Genomic DNA, 14,635 nt, shown 5'->3' with positions numbered 1-14,635 from the left:
GTCTCTTAAGAGATTATCGCGCCATCAGGCAGGCGGTCCCAATCGGACGGTTACGATTGTCCTGACGCCTGATGGAGATGAATTGGTTATCGATGTCCAAGGCGACTTGGCCGGTATCCTGACGATCGCCGCAGAACGCAAAAAACCCGCCAGGAAGAAGGCGGGTTCGGGGGGATCGTCGGGCCCGGAGGGCGATAGGCAATTTCGAATGGTTGCGGGGGCTCGCAACCACCGATACCGACACAAGCTGAAAGCGCCAATCTGATAGACCTGAATGCCGCTGCAGGCTGACTTAGAGCCCCGGTCTAGCGCCCAGGCGAGAACGCGCGCGAGGATAGCGAATCGATAATCCGCCGTTCGCTCTGAGGTCTTCCCCACCTTGTCTCGCCATGCCAAGAATTCGCTGCGGATGCGCCGATCGCTGAGGGCCAAAATCGGGAAATCGCCGAATTCGATCTCGATATGCCGGAGTTGCTTCGCATAACCCTTGCGCGTCCGATCGGCGAGCGAGGTGTAATCCGAAGATTGCTCGAAGGCGCGGAAAACGGCGTTCAATGTGTCGACCGGTTTGCGAGATCGCGATTCATGAGCCGCGACGTAAGCCTGGTGGAATTCGGACGTTCCGAACCCGGCTGCGATCCGGGGGCCGCCACGCCATGCATGATAGTAGGTCGCGAAGAGCCCGCTCGCGAGTTTCTTGCGAGCCTTGTGGACACCCTTAAGATTGACGCGCATCGCGCCGTGCCTTCCGTTCGTCGAACTGGGTCGACGAAACCGCGGATGGTTCCGTTTCCAGATGCACGAGGATGATTCGCCCATCGGGATGGATTCGGTGCGCACGATCGTCAGTCCGCATTCGCAGGCCATACGAATAGCCTAGGCGAGACTGCGGCATCGTGGCGAGGATTTACGTCGTCCGGCCAAGGCAAGCTGCCCAGGAAAGCGCGACGCGAACCCAACTCGTGGTCCCCCCCTCGCCGCACTCCCCCCCCCCTCCCCTGGTGAACCGATCGGAGAGTGCTGACGCTACATCTGGCTGCGGACGAAGATGCCATATTGCGTCGAGATACGCTTTTGGCGCACGGTTCTTCTCGACTGGACGGCGAAGGATCATCGCTGCAGTTGCGACCGGGACCGCAGTCGGTCCGACCCTACAAAAATGGCAAAACGCATTGCGCGCTCCTCACTGAGCACCCACGCGATGTCATGAAGCGGCGTGGATAACATCATAGTTTGATAGGAGTTAAAGCCAGTCCTCGCTGACATTCTTGCCAACTTTAGTACTGGGTGGCAGGTCAGGACACGAACGTATCGCTTCCGAACCTCTGGCTGGAGTGCTGCGCCACAGATGCATCGCGGCTTCGCTGGGGCTCGGAGGTCAGGCTGTGGTAAATGCCTAATGCTTTCCGATGTCCTGGTTCGACACAGGGGCAATCGCGGCCACAGCTAGCAGCGCTTTGCAGTCAGCGACGTTCCAACTTGTATCGCTTGACCTCGTGGAGCCAGGCAAGAGCGTCTGCGCTAAACCCCTCCACTGGAAATGTGGGGAATCTATGCCATCACGATCTCGCAGGCTTCCCGAAGGCTCTCATAGATTGAAGAACTGATTAGAGGGTTGCGAGGGTGCAACAGACAGATCGTCCTGCAAAAGTCGTAGCCTGAAAGGGGCACAGCGATGACGCCGGGCCGCGCCAGGGAAGTTGGTGCCGTCGTGATTCCCAGGCCAGCCGCCACCATGGACATGCAGCGATCGTCATTGACGGACCTAAAACTGAACAGTGGTCTGACACCTCGTTCAGTGAAGAAGCGACTGGTTTCAGGAAGTATTTCGCAATGGCGCCGGACGATCATGACCTCTTCCGCAAGTTCGCTGGCTTCCAGCAACGCTCTGTCCGCGAAGCGATGGCTCTCCGGGAGCATCATCCGATAGTCTTCCTCATATATCATTACGGTAGTTTCCTGATTATCTCCGGCGCGAGCGAGCGTAATTGCCGCGTCAATTTTTCGAGACAGCAGTTTTTCGCGAAGATCTCGATCCGGTCCCTCCACAACAATCAAAGGCTGCTCAAGACGGAATGTGCAGACGATGCCTTCGATCATCCTGGTTGATAGCGTTTGTAGCAGACCTAGACGAAAGGGGCGCTGGGGTGTCGATGCGTAGTGGTCCGTGGTTTCAATGAGGCGAAAATCGCGATCGATGGCGCGCGCCAGAGAAAGCAATCGATTGCCTGCCGACGTCAGCCGGATTGCCCTGCGCTCACGTATAAAGAGTGCCGATCCGATCTGGCGCTCGAATTCCGCGATCCCGGCGCTCAAGGTCGGCTGGGTTACACCGATTGCCATGGCAGCTCGAGAGAAGCTCCCAGCATCGACGACGGCCAGAAACTGGCGGATATGTTGTCGGCTTATCATAGATTAAATCTATGCTGTTGGTAGTTAAATATCAATTTCTCATTCGTTTTGCGGTATGCTTAGGTTAGGCGGTTTTCGCATATGAGGATGCTAGAACGTGCGCGCTACCCCCAATTTCGACTTCGCCCTCGGCGAAAATGCGGACATGCTCCGTGAAACTACGGCCCGCTTTGCGGACGAGCAGATCGCCCCGCTGGCTGCGAGGGCGGACGCCGATGACTGGTTTCCGCGAGACTTGCTCTGGACGCGGATGGGCGAACTAGGATTGCACGGCATTACAGTCGAGGAAGACCAAGGCGGCCTCGGCCTCGGCTATCTTGAACATGTCATTGCTGTTGAGGAGGTGAGCCGCGCGAGCGCCGCGATCGGCCTCTCTTATGGCGCGCATTCGAATCTGTGCGTCAATCAGATCCGGCGCTGGGGCAATGCCCAGCAGAAGGCAAAATATCTCCCCAAGCTGATTTCGGGCGAGCATGTCGGAAGTCTCGCCATGTCGGAGGCCGGCGCAGGCAGCGACGTGGTATCGATGAAACTCAAGGCCGAGAAGAAAGGCGACCGCTTCATCCTCAACGGCACAAAATTCTGGATCACCAACGCGGCATATGCGGACACGCTCGTCGTCTACGCCAAGACAGCGCCCAACGCGGGATCGCGTGGTATTACCGCGTTTCTGATCGAAAAGGATACGCCGGGCTTCGCCATCGGGCAGAAGATCGACAAACTCGGCATGCGCGGATCGCCAACGGCCGAACTGGTGTTCACCGATTGCGAAGTGCCCGAAGAACAGATCATGGGCCCGGAAAATGGCGGCGTCGGTGTACTGATATCGGGGCTCGATTATGAGCGCGTCGTCCTCTCCGGCATCCAACTGGGCCTTATGCAGGCATGCCTCGACACCGTCATCCCCTATGTCCGCGAACGCAGGCAGTTCGGCAAGCCGATCGGATCGTTCCAGCTCATGCAGGCGAAGGTCGCCGACATGTACGTCGCGCTGCAATCGGCGCGGTCCTATGTCTATAATGTCGCCAAGGCGTGCGATGCGGGGCAGACGACGCGCTTCGACGCGGCGGGCGCGATCCTGCTGGCGAGCGAAAGCGCCGTTAAGGTCGCCGGCGAGGCGATCCAGGCTTTGGGCGGCGCGGGCTATACGAAGGACTGGCCGGTCGAGCGCTACTGGCGTGATGCCAAGCTGCTCGACATCGGTGCCGGCACCAACGAGATTCGTCGCATGCTGATCGGCCGCGAACTGATCGGAAACGAAGGATGAGCGCCCCGGTCTTGGAAACGATGGTCGATGCGGGAAGCGACATGTTTCGCGCCAACACCATGCACAATCGCGGGTTGCGCGATGCTCTTTACGCGCAGGTCGCGCAAGCTGCGCTGGGCGGCAATGAGAAGGCGCGCGAGCGGCACACCGCCCGCGGCAAACTCCTCCCGCGCGAGCGCGTCGAGCGGCTGCTCGATCCGGGCTCGCCCTTTCTCGAGATTGGCCAGCTCGCGGCCGGTGACATGTATGCAGGCGAAGTGCCCGGCGCGGGCGTGATTGCGGGCATCGGACATGTATCCGGGCGGCAAGTCATGATCGTCTGCAACGATGCGACGGTGAAGGGTGGCACCTACTATCCGATGACGGTCAAAAAGCATTTGCGCGCGCAGGAGATCGCCGAGACAAACCGCCTGCCCTGCATCTACCTGGTCGACTCAGGTGGCGCGAACCTGCCGCACCAGGATCAGGTGTTTCCCGACCGGGATCATTTCGGACGCATCTTCTTCAACCAGGCCAACATGTCGGCGAAGCGAATCCCGCAAATCGCCTGCGTGATGGGAAGCTGCACCGCGGGCGGCGCCTACGTCCCGGCCATGAGCGACGAAACGGTCATCGTTCGCAACCAAGGCACGATTTTCCTTGCCGGACCGCCGTTGGTGAAGGCGGCCACGGGCGAGGAGATCAGCGCCGAGGATCTGGGCGGCGGCGACCTTCACGCGAAGAAGTCGGGCGTCGTCGACCATCTCGCCGAGAATGACGAACATGCGCTGACGATCGTGCGCGATATCGTTTCAACTTTTGGAGTGGACGATAGCTTCGATCTCGCGATGAAGGCGCCGCTCCCGCCTAAATATGATGCGGAAGACCTTTATGGTATCATCCCGCAGGACGTTCGCGCGCCTTACGACGTACATGAGGTGATCGCGCGGATCGTCGACGCGTCCGAGTTTCACGCGTTCAAGGCGAATTACGGTACTACTTTGGTCTGCGGCTTCGCGCATATCTGTGGCATTCCCATCGCGATCCTCGCCAATAACGGGGTGCTGTTCAGCGAAAGCGCGGTCAAAGGCGCACATTTCATCGAGCTGGCGCAACAGAGGCGCGTGCCACTGCTTTTCCTCCAGAATATCTCGGGTTTCATGGTCGGCGGCAAATATGAGGCCGAGGGCATCGCCAAGCATGGCGCGAAGCTGGTGACGGCGGTCGCCACGGCCACTGTTCCGAAGATCACCGTGCTGATCGGCGGCAGCTTCGGGGCGGGCAATTACGGCATGTGCGGCCGCGCCTACTCTCCCCGTTTCCTGTTCACCTGGCCCAATGCGCGTATCTCCGTGATGGGCGGCGAGCAGGCGGCGTCGGTGCTGGCGACTGTCCATCGTGACGCGGACAAATGGACGCCCGAACAGGCCGAGGCCTTCAAGGCGCCGATCCGCCAGAAATATGAGGATGAGGGCAATCCCTATCACGCAACCGCGCGCCTGTGGGACGATGGCATCATCGACCCCGCCCAGACACGCGATGTGCTGGCCCTGGCCTTTGCTGCAACGCTCGGCGCCCCGATCGAGGATCGCGGGTTCGGCCTTTTCAGGATGTGACGATGAGCGCTGTTGTCCGCACCGACTGGACTCGCGACGAGATCGCCGCGCTGTTCGATATGCCCTTCAACGACCTGATGTTCGAAGCGCAATCGATTCATCGCGCCAACCATCCGCGCAACGAACTGCAGCTTTCGACGCTGCTCTCGATCAAGACCAGCGGCTGCCCGGAGGATTGCGGCTATTGCTCGCAGTCGAAGGAGGCCGACAGCGGCCTCGAGGCGACCAAGCTGATGGACGTGCAGGCGGTGCTGCAGGCCGCCACGCAGGCCAAGGATCGCGGCTCGGGCCGCTTCTGCATGGGCGCGGCCTGGCGCAGCCCCAAACAGCGCGACATGCCGAAGCTCGTTGCGATGATTCAGGGCGTGCGCCAGATGGGCATGGAAACCTGCATGACGCTGGGTATGCTGAACGAGGGGCAGGCGAAGCAGCTCGCCGACGCCGGCCTCGATTATTACAACCATAACATCGATACGTCGCCGGAGAACTACGCCAACGTCATCACCACCCGCACGTTTGCGGACCGGATCGAGACGCTGGAGAATGTCCGCAACGCCGGCATCAACGTGTGCTGCGGCGGTATCGTCGGCATGGGCGAGACACGTAACGACCGCATCGGCTTCCTCCACGCGCTGGCCACCATGCCGCACCCCGAAAGCGTGCCGATCAACGCACTGGTGCCGGTCGAGGGCACGGTGCTGGGCGATATGCTCAAGGACACACCGCTGGCGAAGATCGACGAGGTGGAGTTCGTCCGCACCGTAGCCGTCGCGCGCATTGTGATGCCGCAGTCGATGGTGCGACTCTCCGCTGGCCGCGAAAGCATGTCGGACGCGTGCCAGGCGCTTTGCTTCATGGCCGGCGCGAACAGCATCTTCACCGGCGACAAGCTGCTCACGGCGGCGAACGCCGGTGACGACAAGGATGCCGCGCTTTTGGACAAACTCGGCCTGGTTGCGATGGGCTGCGAGGTATCGACAGAACGATGGGAGACTGCCGCATGAACGGCTTTGAAGCGATCGAGTTCGAGCGCGACGGGCCCATTGCACGGATCACGTTGAACCGCCCCGACGCAGGCAATGCTATCACGTTCGAGCTTGCGCGCGAACTGGCCCATGCTGCGCGGCTGTGCGACATGCCCGAAATCCGTGTCGTGCTCCTCACCGGAAAAGGCAGATTATTCTGCGCCGGCGGCGACCTCAGGGTGATGGCGGCCTCCGGCGACGACGCCTCCGCCATGGTCAAGGAAGTGGCCGATGCACTGCATGACGCCATCGCCACTTTCGCGCGGATGGATGCGCCGCTGGTGATCGCGGTCAATGGACCTGCCGCGGGCGCGGGTTTCAGCCTCGCGTTGGTTGGAGACCATGTCCTGGCGGCCCGATCGGCAAGCTTCGCCACCGCTTACGTCGCGGCGGGCCTGTGTCCCGACGGCAGCGCGACCTATTATCTGCCCCGGCTAGTGGGCTTGCGCCGGGCGCAGGAACTGCTCCACACTAACCGCAGACTTTCCGCGCAAGAAGCAGCCGATTGGGGAATCGTCACTCAGATCGTGACCGATGAGACTTTGGCTGGAGAAGCCGAGGCGCTCTGCCAGCATCTCGCTACCGGCGCCAGAGGATCGCACGCCGCGATCAAGTCCCTTCTGCTAGCCAGTCCGGGCAATGGACTCGAAACCCAAATGGAGCTTGAGGCGCGGGGGATTGCCGCTGCGGTCCGCTCGGATGACGGCCGCGAAGGCATCGCCGCTTTCCTCGAAAAGCGCGCACCTGTCTTCGGGTCGAACCAATTTCGTCAGGACTGAACCTATGATCGCTTCCCTCCTTATCGCCAACCGCGGCGAAATCGCCTGCCGCATCATCCGGACAGCGCGCGCAATGGGCATCCGTACCGTCGCGGTCTATTCGGACGCCGACGCCAAAGCGCTGCATGTCCGCGAGGCCGATGAGGCCGTGCATATCGGGCCGTCGCCGGCACGCGAGAGCTACCTTGTGGCTGAGAAGATCATCGCCGCAGCGAGGACGACCGGCGCCAAGGCGATTCATCCAGGCTATGGCTTCCTGTCGGAGAATGCCGGGTTCGCACAGGCCGTGCTCGACGCGGGGCTGGTATGGGTCGGACCGAACCCTTCGTCGATCACCGCGATGGGACTGAAGGACGCCGCCAAGAAGCTCATGGCCGAGGCCGGCGTCCCGGTGACGCCCGGCTATATGGGCGAGAATCAGGATCCGGCCTATCTCGCCGAACAGGCCGCGCAGATCGGCTATCCGGTCCTTATCAAGGCGGTCGCGGGCGGCGGCGGCAAGGGGATGCGCAAGGTGGACGCGCCAGGTGACTTCGCCGACGCGCTTGCCTCGTGCCAGCGCGAGGCGGCCGCCTCGTTCGGCAACGACCATGTGCTGATCGAAAAATATATCCTCACCCCGCGCCATATCGAGGTGCAGGTGTTTGGCGACACCCACGGCAATGTCGTGCATCTGTTTGAACGCGATTGCTCGCTCCAGCGCCGCCATCAAAAGGTGATCGAGGAAGCCCCTGCTCCCGGCATGAACGAGGCGACACGCTCGCAGCTGTGCGCCGCCGCTGTGCGTGCCGCGAAGGCGGTCGATTATGTCGGTGCCGGCACGATCGAGTTCATCGCCGATGCCTCGGAAGGTCTTCGCGCCGACCGCATCTGGTTCATGGAGATGAATACGCGGCTGCAAGTCGAGCATCCGGTGACAGAAGAGATTACCGGTGTCGACTTGGTCGAATGGCAGCTTCGGGTCGCGGCGGGCGAGCCGATCCCGCTAACACAGGACGAACTTGCGATCGAAGGTTGGGCAATGGAAGCACGCCTTTATGCGGAGGATCCCGCAAAGGGCTTCTTGCCCAGCATCGGCACGCTCGAGTTGTTCCAGCTTCCCGAGCATCTCGGCCGCATCGACACCGGCGTCTATCAGGGCGCCAAGGTCTCGCCCTTCTACGACCCGATGATCGCGAAAGTCATCGCGCACGGGAATGATCGCAACGAAGCGCGGCGGTCGCTCTCTGACATGCTGGGGACGAGTGCGGTTTGGCCGGTCAAGACCAACGCGGTCTTTCTGATCCGCGCGCTTGACCATCCGGATTTCATCGCGGGCACGGTCGACACGGGCCTGATCGGCCGCGACGGCGATGCGATGACCGTCGAATCTGTACCATCGGCAAAAGTGTTGAGTGATGCCGCCATGACACTGGTTGCGCATTCGGTGCAGACAGGCTTCCGGTTGAACGCGCCTGTCGCTCGCACCGCACCCTTCCTGCTCGACGGCAAGCCCGTCGAGGTAACGCTTGAGGGTCCGGGTTCCGCGCAGCCCGCGCTCGCGACCGTCGTGACCGAGCGCGGCGCGGTCTGGCAGCTCACCCCCTGGCGTGCCGAGGGCAGTACGGGCGGCGGTCCGGGTGACGGCAATATTCTCTCGCCCATGCCGGGAAGGGTCATTGCCGTCGATGTTGCCACAGGCGACTTCGTCACCAAGGGCCAAAAATTGCTGACGCTCGAAGCGATGAAGATGGAGCACAGCCTGACAGCGCCATTGGACGGGAGGGTCGCCGAGCTCAATGCCACCCTTGGCGCCCAGGTCCAGGTCGAAGCGCTGCTCGTGCGGATCGAACAGGAGAGCGCATGATGGCTGGGAAGTTCTTCGACGAATGGGCGATCGGCGACACGCTCCTTCACGACATCCGCCGCACGGTGACCGAGACCGACAATCTCCTTTTCACCACCATGACCCATAATCCGCAGCCACTGCACCTCGACATCGAGGCGGCCAAGGCGTCGGAGTTCGGTCAGATTCTTGTCAACGGCACCTTCACCTTCAGCCTGATGATCGGGCTGTCGGTCGGTGACACAACGCTCGGAGCGCTCATCGCCAATCTCGGCTATGAAAGACTGGTGATGCCCAAGCCAGTATTCATCGGCGACACCCTCCATGTGACGAGCGAGGTCATCGGCCTCAAAGAATCGAAATCGCGGCCCAATGCGGGCATCGTGACCTTGCTCCATCGCGCGATCAATCAGCGCGACGAGATCGTCTGCCAGTGCGAACGATCCGCCCTGATCCGGAAGAAAGACCTGTGATGCGCCTGCGATCGCTCCTCTTCGTGCCCAGCGATCGGCCCGAGCGCTTCGCCAAGGCGGCCGCATCGGGGGCAGACGCGATCATCCTCGATCTTGAGGATTCGGTAGCGCTCGCCAACAAGGCGGCCGCGCGCGCCGCGGTGGCGAACTATCTGTCCGGTGCGCGCGCGGCCTTCACCATGGTCCGCGTCAATCCGCTTGACGGACATATGACCGCCGAAGATCTCGCGGCGTTCGCTCAGGTACGGCCCGATGCCATCATGCTACCCAAGGCAGAAGGCGCGCGCAGCATCGCCGATCTAGACACGATCCTGGGCAGTGCATTTTCAGGAAGCGAGCCACTTCCACCGATCCTGCCTATCGCCACGGAAACTCCGACCGCAATCTTCACCCTCGGCAGCTATCGCGACGTAAGAGACCGGCTCATCGGCCTGACCTGGGGTGCCGAGGATCTGCCAGCCGCGATCGGCGCGACAACCAGCCGAGAGGAGGATGGGCGCTATACGGCGCCCTATGAGATGGTGCGCGCGCTGACTCTGTTCGCGGCGCACAGCGCGGGCGTCGCAGCGATCGACACCGTGTTCCCGGCGATCGACGACGAGACGGGCCTCGCTGCTTATGCAGCGCGCGCACGGCGTGACGGTTTTACCGGCATGATGGCGATCCACCCGTCACAGGTCGCGGCTGTCAACGCCGCCTTCACGCCGTCGACCGAAGAGGTCGCGCGCGCTCGAGCCATCGTAGATGCCTTCGCGGCAAATCCGCAGGCGGGCGTTCTCCAGATCGACGGAAAGATGGTCGATGCGCCGCACCTCAAGCAGGCACGGCATATTCTCTCGCTTGCCGGCTGATCAATAGCGCGGTGCTGCGCAAACGCCGACGGTTGATGCCCCTGCATCGATCGGGCATTCCCCTTGGAATCTTTTCTACATGTCATCAGCCATAAATCGCTGATGGTTTTGTGCGATCCGAGGGACCTGAATGCCCAGTAGCGACATCGGCAGCCTGGTTGAGACCACGCAATCCGACCAAAAGGAGACCCAGAGCCCGTTCGATCGCGTCTACCGCGGTATCCTGCGGGCCATCTACGAGGACACCATCATCCCCGGTCAGCGGCTGGCCGCGCCCGACCTCATGCGCCAGTTCGATGCCGGACGAGGCACGATCCGCGAAGTGCTTCACCGCCTTGCCTCCAGCGGTGTCGTCACCATCATTCCCAATCGCGGCGCGCAAGTTCGTCTGCTGACCCGTCAGGAAGTCGGGGCCCTGCTCGACATCGTCGAGCTTCTGCTCGGCCTGGCGGCTCGTGGCGCCGCCGACACCGTTCGCGACGGAAAGGCCGGCGATATCCTGCGCATCCATCACGACCGGCTGCAGCCGCCAACCTCGTTCGACGAGTTCACGCGGTTCGTCCAGGCGCGCGAGGATTATTATCGCTGTATCGTCCGGCTCAGTGGCAATGCGGAATTGCAGCGATTGTTTCCCGCGGCACAGGTTCACATCATGCGGGTCCAACTGCGCCGCTTCCAGAATGCCGCCGATTCGACGGCGCTCACCGACTATGCTGCGCTCACCGACGCCATCTTGTCTGGCGATCCGGCGCGTGCGGAACAGGCCGGACGGGATCATGTGGGTTATACCCGCGCGCGGATCGCGGCTCTGCCCGACCGCGCTTTTGCCAGGCGAGGCGTTTAGCCCCTTCGGCTAACGGTCCACGCCGAGTGCGACTGCGGTGACTGGTCCAGTTCATTCGTGCGTCCCGCCAACTGATCCTCTTCAAAAAAACATCCACGGCTTCAGTCGCGGGCTGCTTTCGCATTGACAGACAATAGTCATGCCAAATAGTATGACGATCAAAGGATGGAGAGGCTATGATCGTCGATCAGAGGGATTTCGAGTTCATGCTCGGCTGGCTCCGCCTGCCGGACCTGCTGTTGCGTGATCGCTTCGAGCAATGCTCCGAGGAGGATGCGCGATCGGTATTGGAGACAGCCGCTCGCATCGCGGAAAACGAGCTCGCCCCGCATCTGCGCGCGTCGGATCTCACCGAACCCAGGATCGACAGCAATGGCGATGTCTTCGTACTCGAGGATGTTGCCCGCGCGGTGCGACTGGTCGCGCAAGCCGGCTTGTTCAGCACCGTGTTCGATGCCGAGCATGGTGGCCTCCAGCTTCCGCATCTGGTGCATACGGCCGCGCTCGGCATGCTTATGGCCGGCAATTTGGCAACGGCTTCTTTCCCCTTGCTGACGATAGGCAATGCGCGGCTGCTCTGCACCTATGCCAATCCGGCCCAGAAGGTCGCCTTCGCCGAGCCCCAGATTGCCGGCGCGATGATGGGCACGATGTGCCTTTCCGAACCGCATGCGGGGTCATCGCTCGGTGATATCCGTACGCGGGCGGTACCGGATGGCGAGGACGGGCTTGGGCAGCGTTTTCGCATTTCCGGGAACAAGATGTGGATCTCGGCTGGAGATCATGACGTCACTGAAAATATCGTCCACCTCGTGCTGGCGAAGGTTCCGGACGTGAACGGCAACCTTCCCACGGGCACGCGCGGAATCTCGCTGTTCGTGGTGCCCAAGCTGCTGCCCGACGGGCAGCGCAACGATGTGACCGTAGCCGGTCTCAATCACAAGATGGGCTATCGCGGCCTCCCCAACACCGCACTCAATTTCGGCGAAGGCCGGTACGCGCCAGACGGCAGAGCCGGCGCGATCGGCTGGCTGGTCGGCGAGGTCGGCCAGGGCCTGCCGCAAATGTTCCACATGATGAATGAGGCGCGCACCTCGGTCGGTCTTGCTGCCGCCATGCTAGCCTGCCGGGGCTATCAGATGTCGCTCGATTATGCCCGGGAGCGCGTGCAAGGCCGACATACGGGCGGTGGCGCGGGACCGCAGGTGCCGATCATCGAACATGCCGACGTCCGGAGGATGCTGCTGGCGCAAAAGGCGATTTCACAGGGTGCGGCTGCACTCGTGCTGTATTCTGCCCGCCTGCTTGACGACGAGAAGACGGCCGAGAGCGCGGAGGAGCGCGCAGCCGCAGCGGAGAAATTGGCGCTGCTCACTCCCGTCACCAAGAGCTGGCCTTCGGAATGGGCGCAACTCTCGCTTCACCATGCGCTGCAGATTCATGGCGGGTCCGGCTATACGCGCGATTTCGAGATCGAGCTGCTGTATCGGGACAACCGGCTGAACCCGATCCACGAGGGCACCACCGGGATCCAGGGCCTCGACCTTGTCGGACGAAAGATACGCCGGGACGGCGGCAAGGCATTCGCGGCTCTGGCATGCGACATCCGTTCGACGATCGGGGAGGCTCAGGGCATCCCCGCCCTGGCAGATGCCGCCGCTTCGCTGGCCGCTGCGCTCGGAGCTACGGACCGCGCCGTTGCTGTGCTGCTCGCCGAAGCCGACGACAACCGCGCGCTCGCCCACGGTACGCCCTTCCTGTTCGCCTTCGGCCAGATCGCCGTTGGCTGGCTGTGGCTCGAACAGGCGATCGCGGCAACACAGATGCACGAAAGCAAGGCCGACAGCTTCTCCGACGCCTTCCTTGCAGGACGGATTACCGCCTGCCGCTTCTTCGCCGAGACCGAGCTTCCCAAGGTCGCGGTTTGGCTCCAGCCCGTTGAGGCTGGTTCCGATCTCGTGCTCGCCATGCCTCTCGATCAATTCTGAAAGACATCATAATGTCCCTGACCGGCAAAACCCTCTTCATCACCGGCGGCAGCCGCGGCATTGGCCTCGCAATCGCCCTTCGCGCGGCGCGAGACGGCGCCAATGTGGTGATCGCCGCCAAGACGGCCGAACCCCATCCCAAGCTTGAAGGGACGATCCACACGGCAGCTGCCGCGATCATGGAGGCCGGAGGGAACGCGCTGCCCCTTCTGCTTGACGTACGCGATGCCGACGCGGTCGAGCAAGCGGTGGCGCAAGCCGCCGCCCATTTTGGCGGGATCGACATCTGCGTGAACAATGCCTCCGCGATCAATCTAGCGAAGTCCGAAGACATCGAGGTCAAGCGCTTCGATCTCATTCAGCAGATCAACATGCGCGGCACCTTCTTGGTCTCGCGCGCTTGCCTGCCCTTCCTGCGCAAGAGCGCCAATGCGCATGTCCTCAACCTCTCGCCGCCGCTGACGATGCGCGCCGACTGGTTCGCGCAGCACCTGCCCTACACGCTGAGCAAATATGGCATGTCGATGGTGGCGTTCGGCATGGCCGAGGAGTTTCGCGGCGAGGGCGTCGCTGTCAACACGCTCTGGCCCAAGACCACGATCGCGACCGCTGCTGTCGAGTTTGCGTTGGGCGGCGAGGCGTTGATGCGCCGCTCGCGCCGTCCCGAGATCATGGCGGATGCCGCCTACGCCATCTTCAAGCGCGATGCGCGCGCTTACACCGGCAACTTCGTCCTCGACGAAGATGTGCTACGCGAGGAAGGCGTCACGGATTTCGCGCACTATCGCTTCGATCCCGACCAAGATCTGGAAATCGACATCTTTGTCGATCCGGCCCTCAAGGCCGAGTGACCGCCACTCCGCCCACCCGTTCAGGAGACAACCACTATGCCTTCCCGTGAAGCCGTCATCGTTTCGGTTGCCCGCACCCCGATCGGCAAGGCCTATCGGGGCGCCTTCAACGATACCCAGCCCCAGGCGCTCGCCGCCCACGCCATAATCCACGCCGTCCAGCGCGCGGGCCTGGAACCAGGCGATGTAGAAGATGTGGTGCTGGGTTGCGCGCTCCAGCAAGGTGCGACCGGCTCCAATATCGCGCGCCAGGCGGCGATCCGTGCCGGCATGCCGACGTCGGTGTCGGGCATGAGCATGGATCGACAATGCGCCTCCGGCTTGATGGCGCTCGCAACCGGTGCCAAGCAAATTTTGCACGACGGGATGGATGTCGTCGTTGCCGGCGGCGTCGAATCGATCTCGCTGGTCCAGAACGCGCAGATGAACATGCACAAGGCCTTCGATCCCTGGGTCGTCGAGCATCGGCCGGCACTCTATATGAGCATGCTCGAGACCGCCGAGATGGTCGCGCGCCGCTATGGCGTTTCGCGCGAAGCGCAGGACGAGCTCGGCGTGCAATCCCACGCGCGCACGGCGGCGGCGGCGGCGGCGGGCGCCTTCGATGACGAAATCGTTCCGCTGACAACCTCGATGCTCGTGAGTGACAAGCTATCGGGCGAAACGAGTCAAAGGCAAGTGACGCTTTCGGCCGACGAGGGGCTGCGACTCGGCACGACCATGGA

12 protein-coding genes and 1 pseudogene are annotated in these 14,635 nt (G+C 62.3%); 11 read left to right on the top strand and 2 right to left on the bottom strand.

Translation table 11 applies throughout. The annotated features are described in order from the left end of the window. Nucleotides 1-24: 24 nt before the first annotated feature. Nucleotides 25-735 carry a hypothetical protein gene (locus V7066_RS24235; protein ID WP_334185526.1) on the bottom strand — a complete coding sequence of 237 codons (711 nt, stop codon included), beginning with the start codon at nt 733-735 and terminating at the stop codon, nt 25-27. Nucleotides 736-1,551: 816 nt separating this feature from the next. Further along, the gene (locus V7066_RS24230; RefSeq protein ID WP_334185525.1) at nt 1,552-2,412 is read right to left on the bottom strand and encodes a LysR family transcriptional regulator; all 861 of its coding nucleotides are present in this window, start codon (nt 2,410-2,412) and stop codon (nt 1,552-1,554) included. A gap of 145 nt (nt 2,413-2,557) precedes the next feature. Here V7066_RS24230 and V7066_RS24225 point away from each other — a divergent pair, with 145 nt between their 5' ends. The 11 genes and pseudogenes from V7066_RS24225 to V7066_RS24175 form a co-directional block, all read left to right on the top strand. Then, nucleotides 2,558-3,679, top strand: a complete 1,122-nt coding sequence (locus tag V7066_RS24225; RefSeq protein ID WP_334185528.1) for an isovaleryl-CoA dehydrogenase — start codon at nt 2,558-2,560, stop codon at nt 3,677-3,679. After that, nucleotides 3,676-5,274, top strand: a complete 1,599-nt coding sequence (locus V7066_RS24220) for a carboxyl transferase domain-containing protein (protein WP_334185524.1) — start codon at nt 3,676-3,678, stop codon at nt 5,272-5,274. Before V7066_RS24225 ends, V7066_RS24220 begins: the two co-directional genes overlap by 4 nt. A 2-nt stretch (nt 5,275-5,276) precedes the next feature. After that, entirely contained in the window at nt 5,277-6,278 is a 1,002-nt protein-coding gene (gene bioB, locus V7066_RS24215) for a biotin synthase BioB (protein WP_334185523.1), read from the top strand. Further along, nucleotides 6,275-7,078: an enoyl-CoA hydratase/isomerase family protein gene (locus tag V7066_RS24210; RefSeq protein ID WP_334185522.1), complete on the top strand. Its 804-nt coding sequence runs from the start codon at nt 6,275-6,277 to the stop codon at nt 7,076-7,078. Before bioB ends, V7066_RS24210 begins: the two co-directional genes overlap by 4 nt. 4 nt (nt 7,079-7,082) lie before the next feature. Further along, nucleotides 7,083-8,924 carry an acetyl/propionyl/methylcrotonyl-CoA carboxylase subunit alpha gene (locus tag V7066_RS24205; protein WP_334185521.1) on the top strand — a complete coding sequence of 614 codons (1,842 nt, stop codon included), beginning with the start codon at nt 7,083-7,085 and terminating at the stop codon, nt 8,922-8,924. Further along, the gene (locus tag V7066_RS24200) at nt 8,924-9,376 is read left to right on the top strand and encodes a MaoC family dehydratase (protein ID WP_334185527.1); all 453 of its coding nucleotides are present in this window, start codon (nt 8,924-8,926) and stop codon (nt 9,374-9,376) included. The genes V7066_RS24205 and V7066_RS24200 overlap by 1 nt, the downstream gene beginning before the upstream one ends. Beyond that, complete coding sequence (locus V7066_RS24195; protein ID WP_334185520.1) at nt 9,376-10,227, top strand: HpcH/HpaI aldolase/citrate lyase family protein; 852 nt, start codon at nt 9,376-9,378, stop codon at nt 10,225-10,227. Before V7066_RS24200 ends, V7066_RS24195 begins: the two co-directional genes overlap by 1 nt. Before the next feature lie 130 nt (nt 10,228-10,357). Next, nucleotides 10,358-11,071 (top strand): GntR family transcriptional regulator, encoded by a 714-nt coding sequence (locus tag V7066_RS24190; protein ID WP_334185519.1) that lies wholly within the window; start codon nt 10,358-10,360, stop codon nt 11,069-11,071. A gap of 176 nt (nt 11,072-11,247) precedes the next feature. After that, nucleotides 11,248-13,059 carry an acyl-CoA dehydrogenase gene (locus V7066_RS24185; RefSeq protein ID WP_334185518.1) on the top strand — a complete coding sequence of 604 codons (1,812 nt, stop codon included), beginning with the start codon at nt 11,248-11,250 and terminating at the stop codon, nt 13,057-13,059. 11 nt (nt 13,060-13,070) lie between these two features. After that, nucleotides 13,071-13,910, top strand: a complete 840-nt coding sequence (locus V7066_RS24180; protein WP_334185517.1) for an SDR family oxidoreductase — start codon at nt 13,071-13,073, stop codon at nt 13,908-13,910. Between the two features lie 36 nt (nt 13,911-13,946). Next, a pseudogene (locus V7066_RS24175) lies at nt 13,947-14,635 on the top strand (acetyl-CoA C-acyltransferase); the annotation flags it as partial.

Source organism: Novosphingobium sp. (genome assembly GCF_036820275.1).
In the GTDB taxonomy this organism is placed as follows: domain Bacteria; phylum Pseudomonadota; class Alphaproteobacteria; order Sphingomonadales; family Sphingomonadaceae; genus Novosphingobium.
This window is presented reverse-complemented; position numbering and strand designations above follow the sequence as displayed.

Coding starts and splice junctions, on each gene's coding strand:
- V7066_RS24235 (WP_334185526.1), bottom strand. CDS start 735: ATGCGCGTCAATCTTAAGGGTGTCCACAAGGCTCGCAAGAAACTCGCG.
- V7066_RS24230 (WP_334185525.1), bottom strand. CDS start 2,412: ATGATAAGCCGACAACATATCCGCCAGTTTCTGGCCGTCGTCGATGCT.
- V7066_RS24225 (WP_334185528.1), top strand. CDS start 2,558: ATGCTCCGTGAAACTACGGCCCGCTTTGCGGACGAGCAGATCGCCCCG.
- V7066_RS24220 (WP_334185524.1), top strand. CDS start 3,676: ATGAGCGCCCCGGTCTTGGAAACGATGGTCGATGCGGGAAGCGACATG.
- bioB (WP_334185523.1), top strand. CDS start 5,277: ATGAGCGCTGTTGTCCGCACCGACTGGACTCGCGACGAGATCGCCGCG.
- V7066_RS24210 (WP_334185522.1), top strand. CDS start 6,275: ATGAACGGCTTTGAAGCGATCGAGTTCGAGCGCGACGGGCCCATTGCA.
- V7066_RS24205 (WP_334185521.1), top strand. CDS start 7,083: ATGATCGCTTCCCTCCTTATCGCCAACCGCGGCGAAATCGCCTGCCGC.
- V7066_RS24200 (WP_334185527.1), top strand. CDS start 8,924: ATGGCTGGGAAGTTCTTCGACGAATGGGCGATCGGCGACACGCTCCTT.
- V7066_RS24195 (WP_334185520.1), top strand. CDS start 9,376: ATGCGCCTGCGATCGCTCCTCTTCGTGCCCAGCGATCGGCCCGAGCGC.
- V7066_RS24190 (WP_334185519.1), top strand. CDS start 10,358: ATGCCCAGTAGCGACATCGGCAGCCTGGTTGAGACCACGCAATCCGAC.
- V7066_RS24185 (WP_334185518.1), top strand. CDS start 11,248: ATGATCGTCGATCAGAGGGATTTCGAGTTCATGCTCGGCTGGCTCCGC.
- V7066_RS24180 (WP_334185517.1), top strand. CDS start 13,071: ATGTCCCTGACCGGCAAAACCCTCTTCATCACCGGCGGCAGCCGCGGC.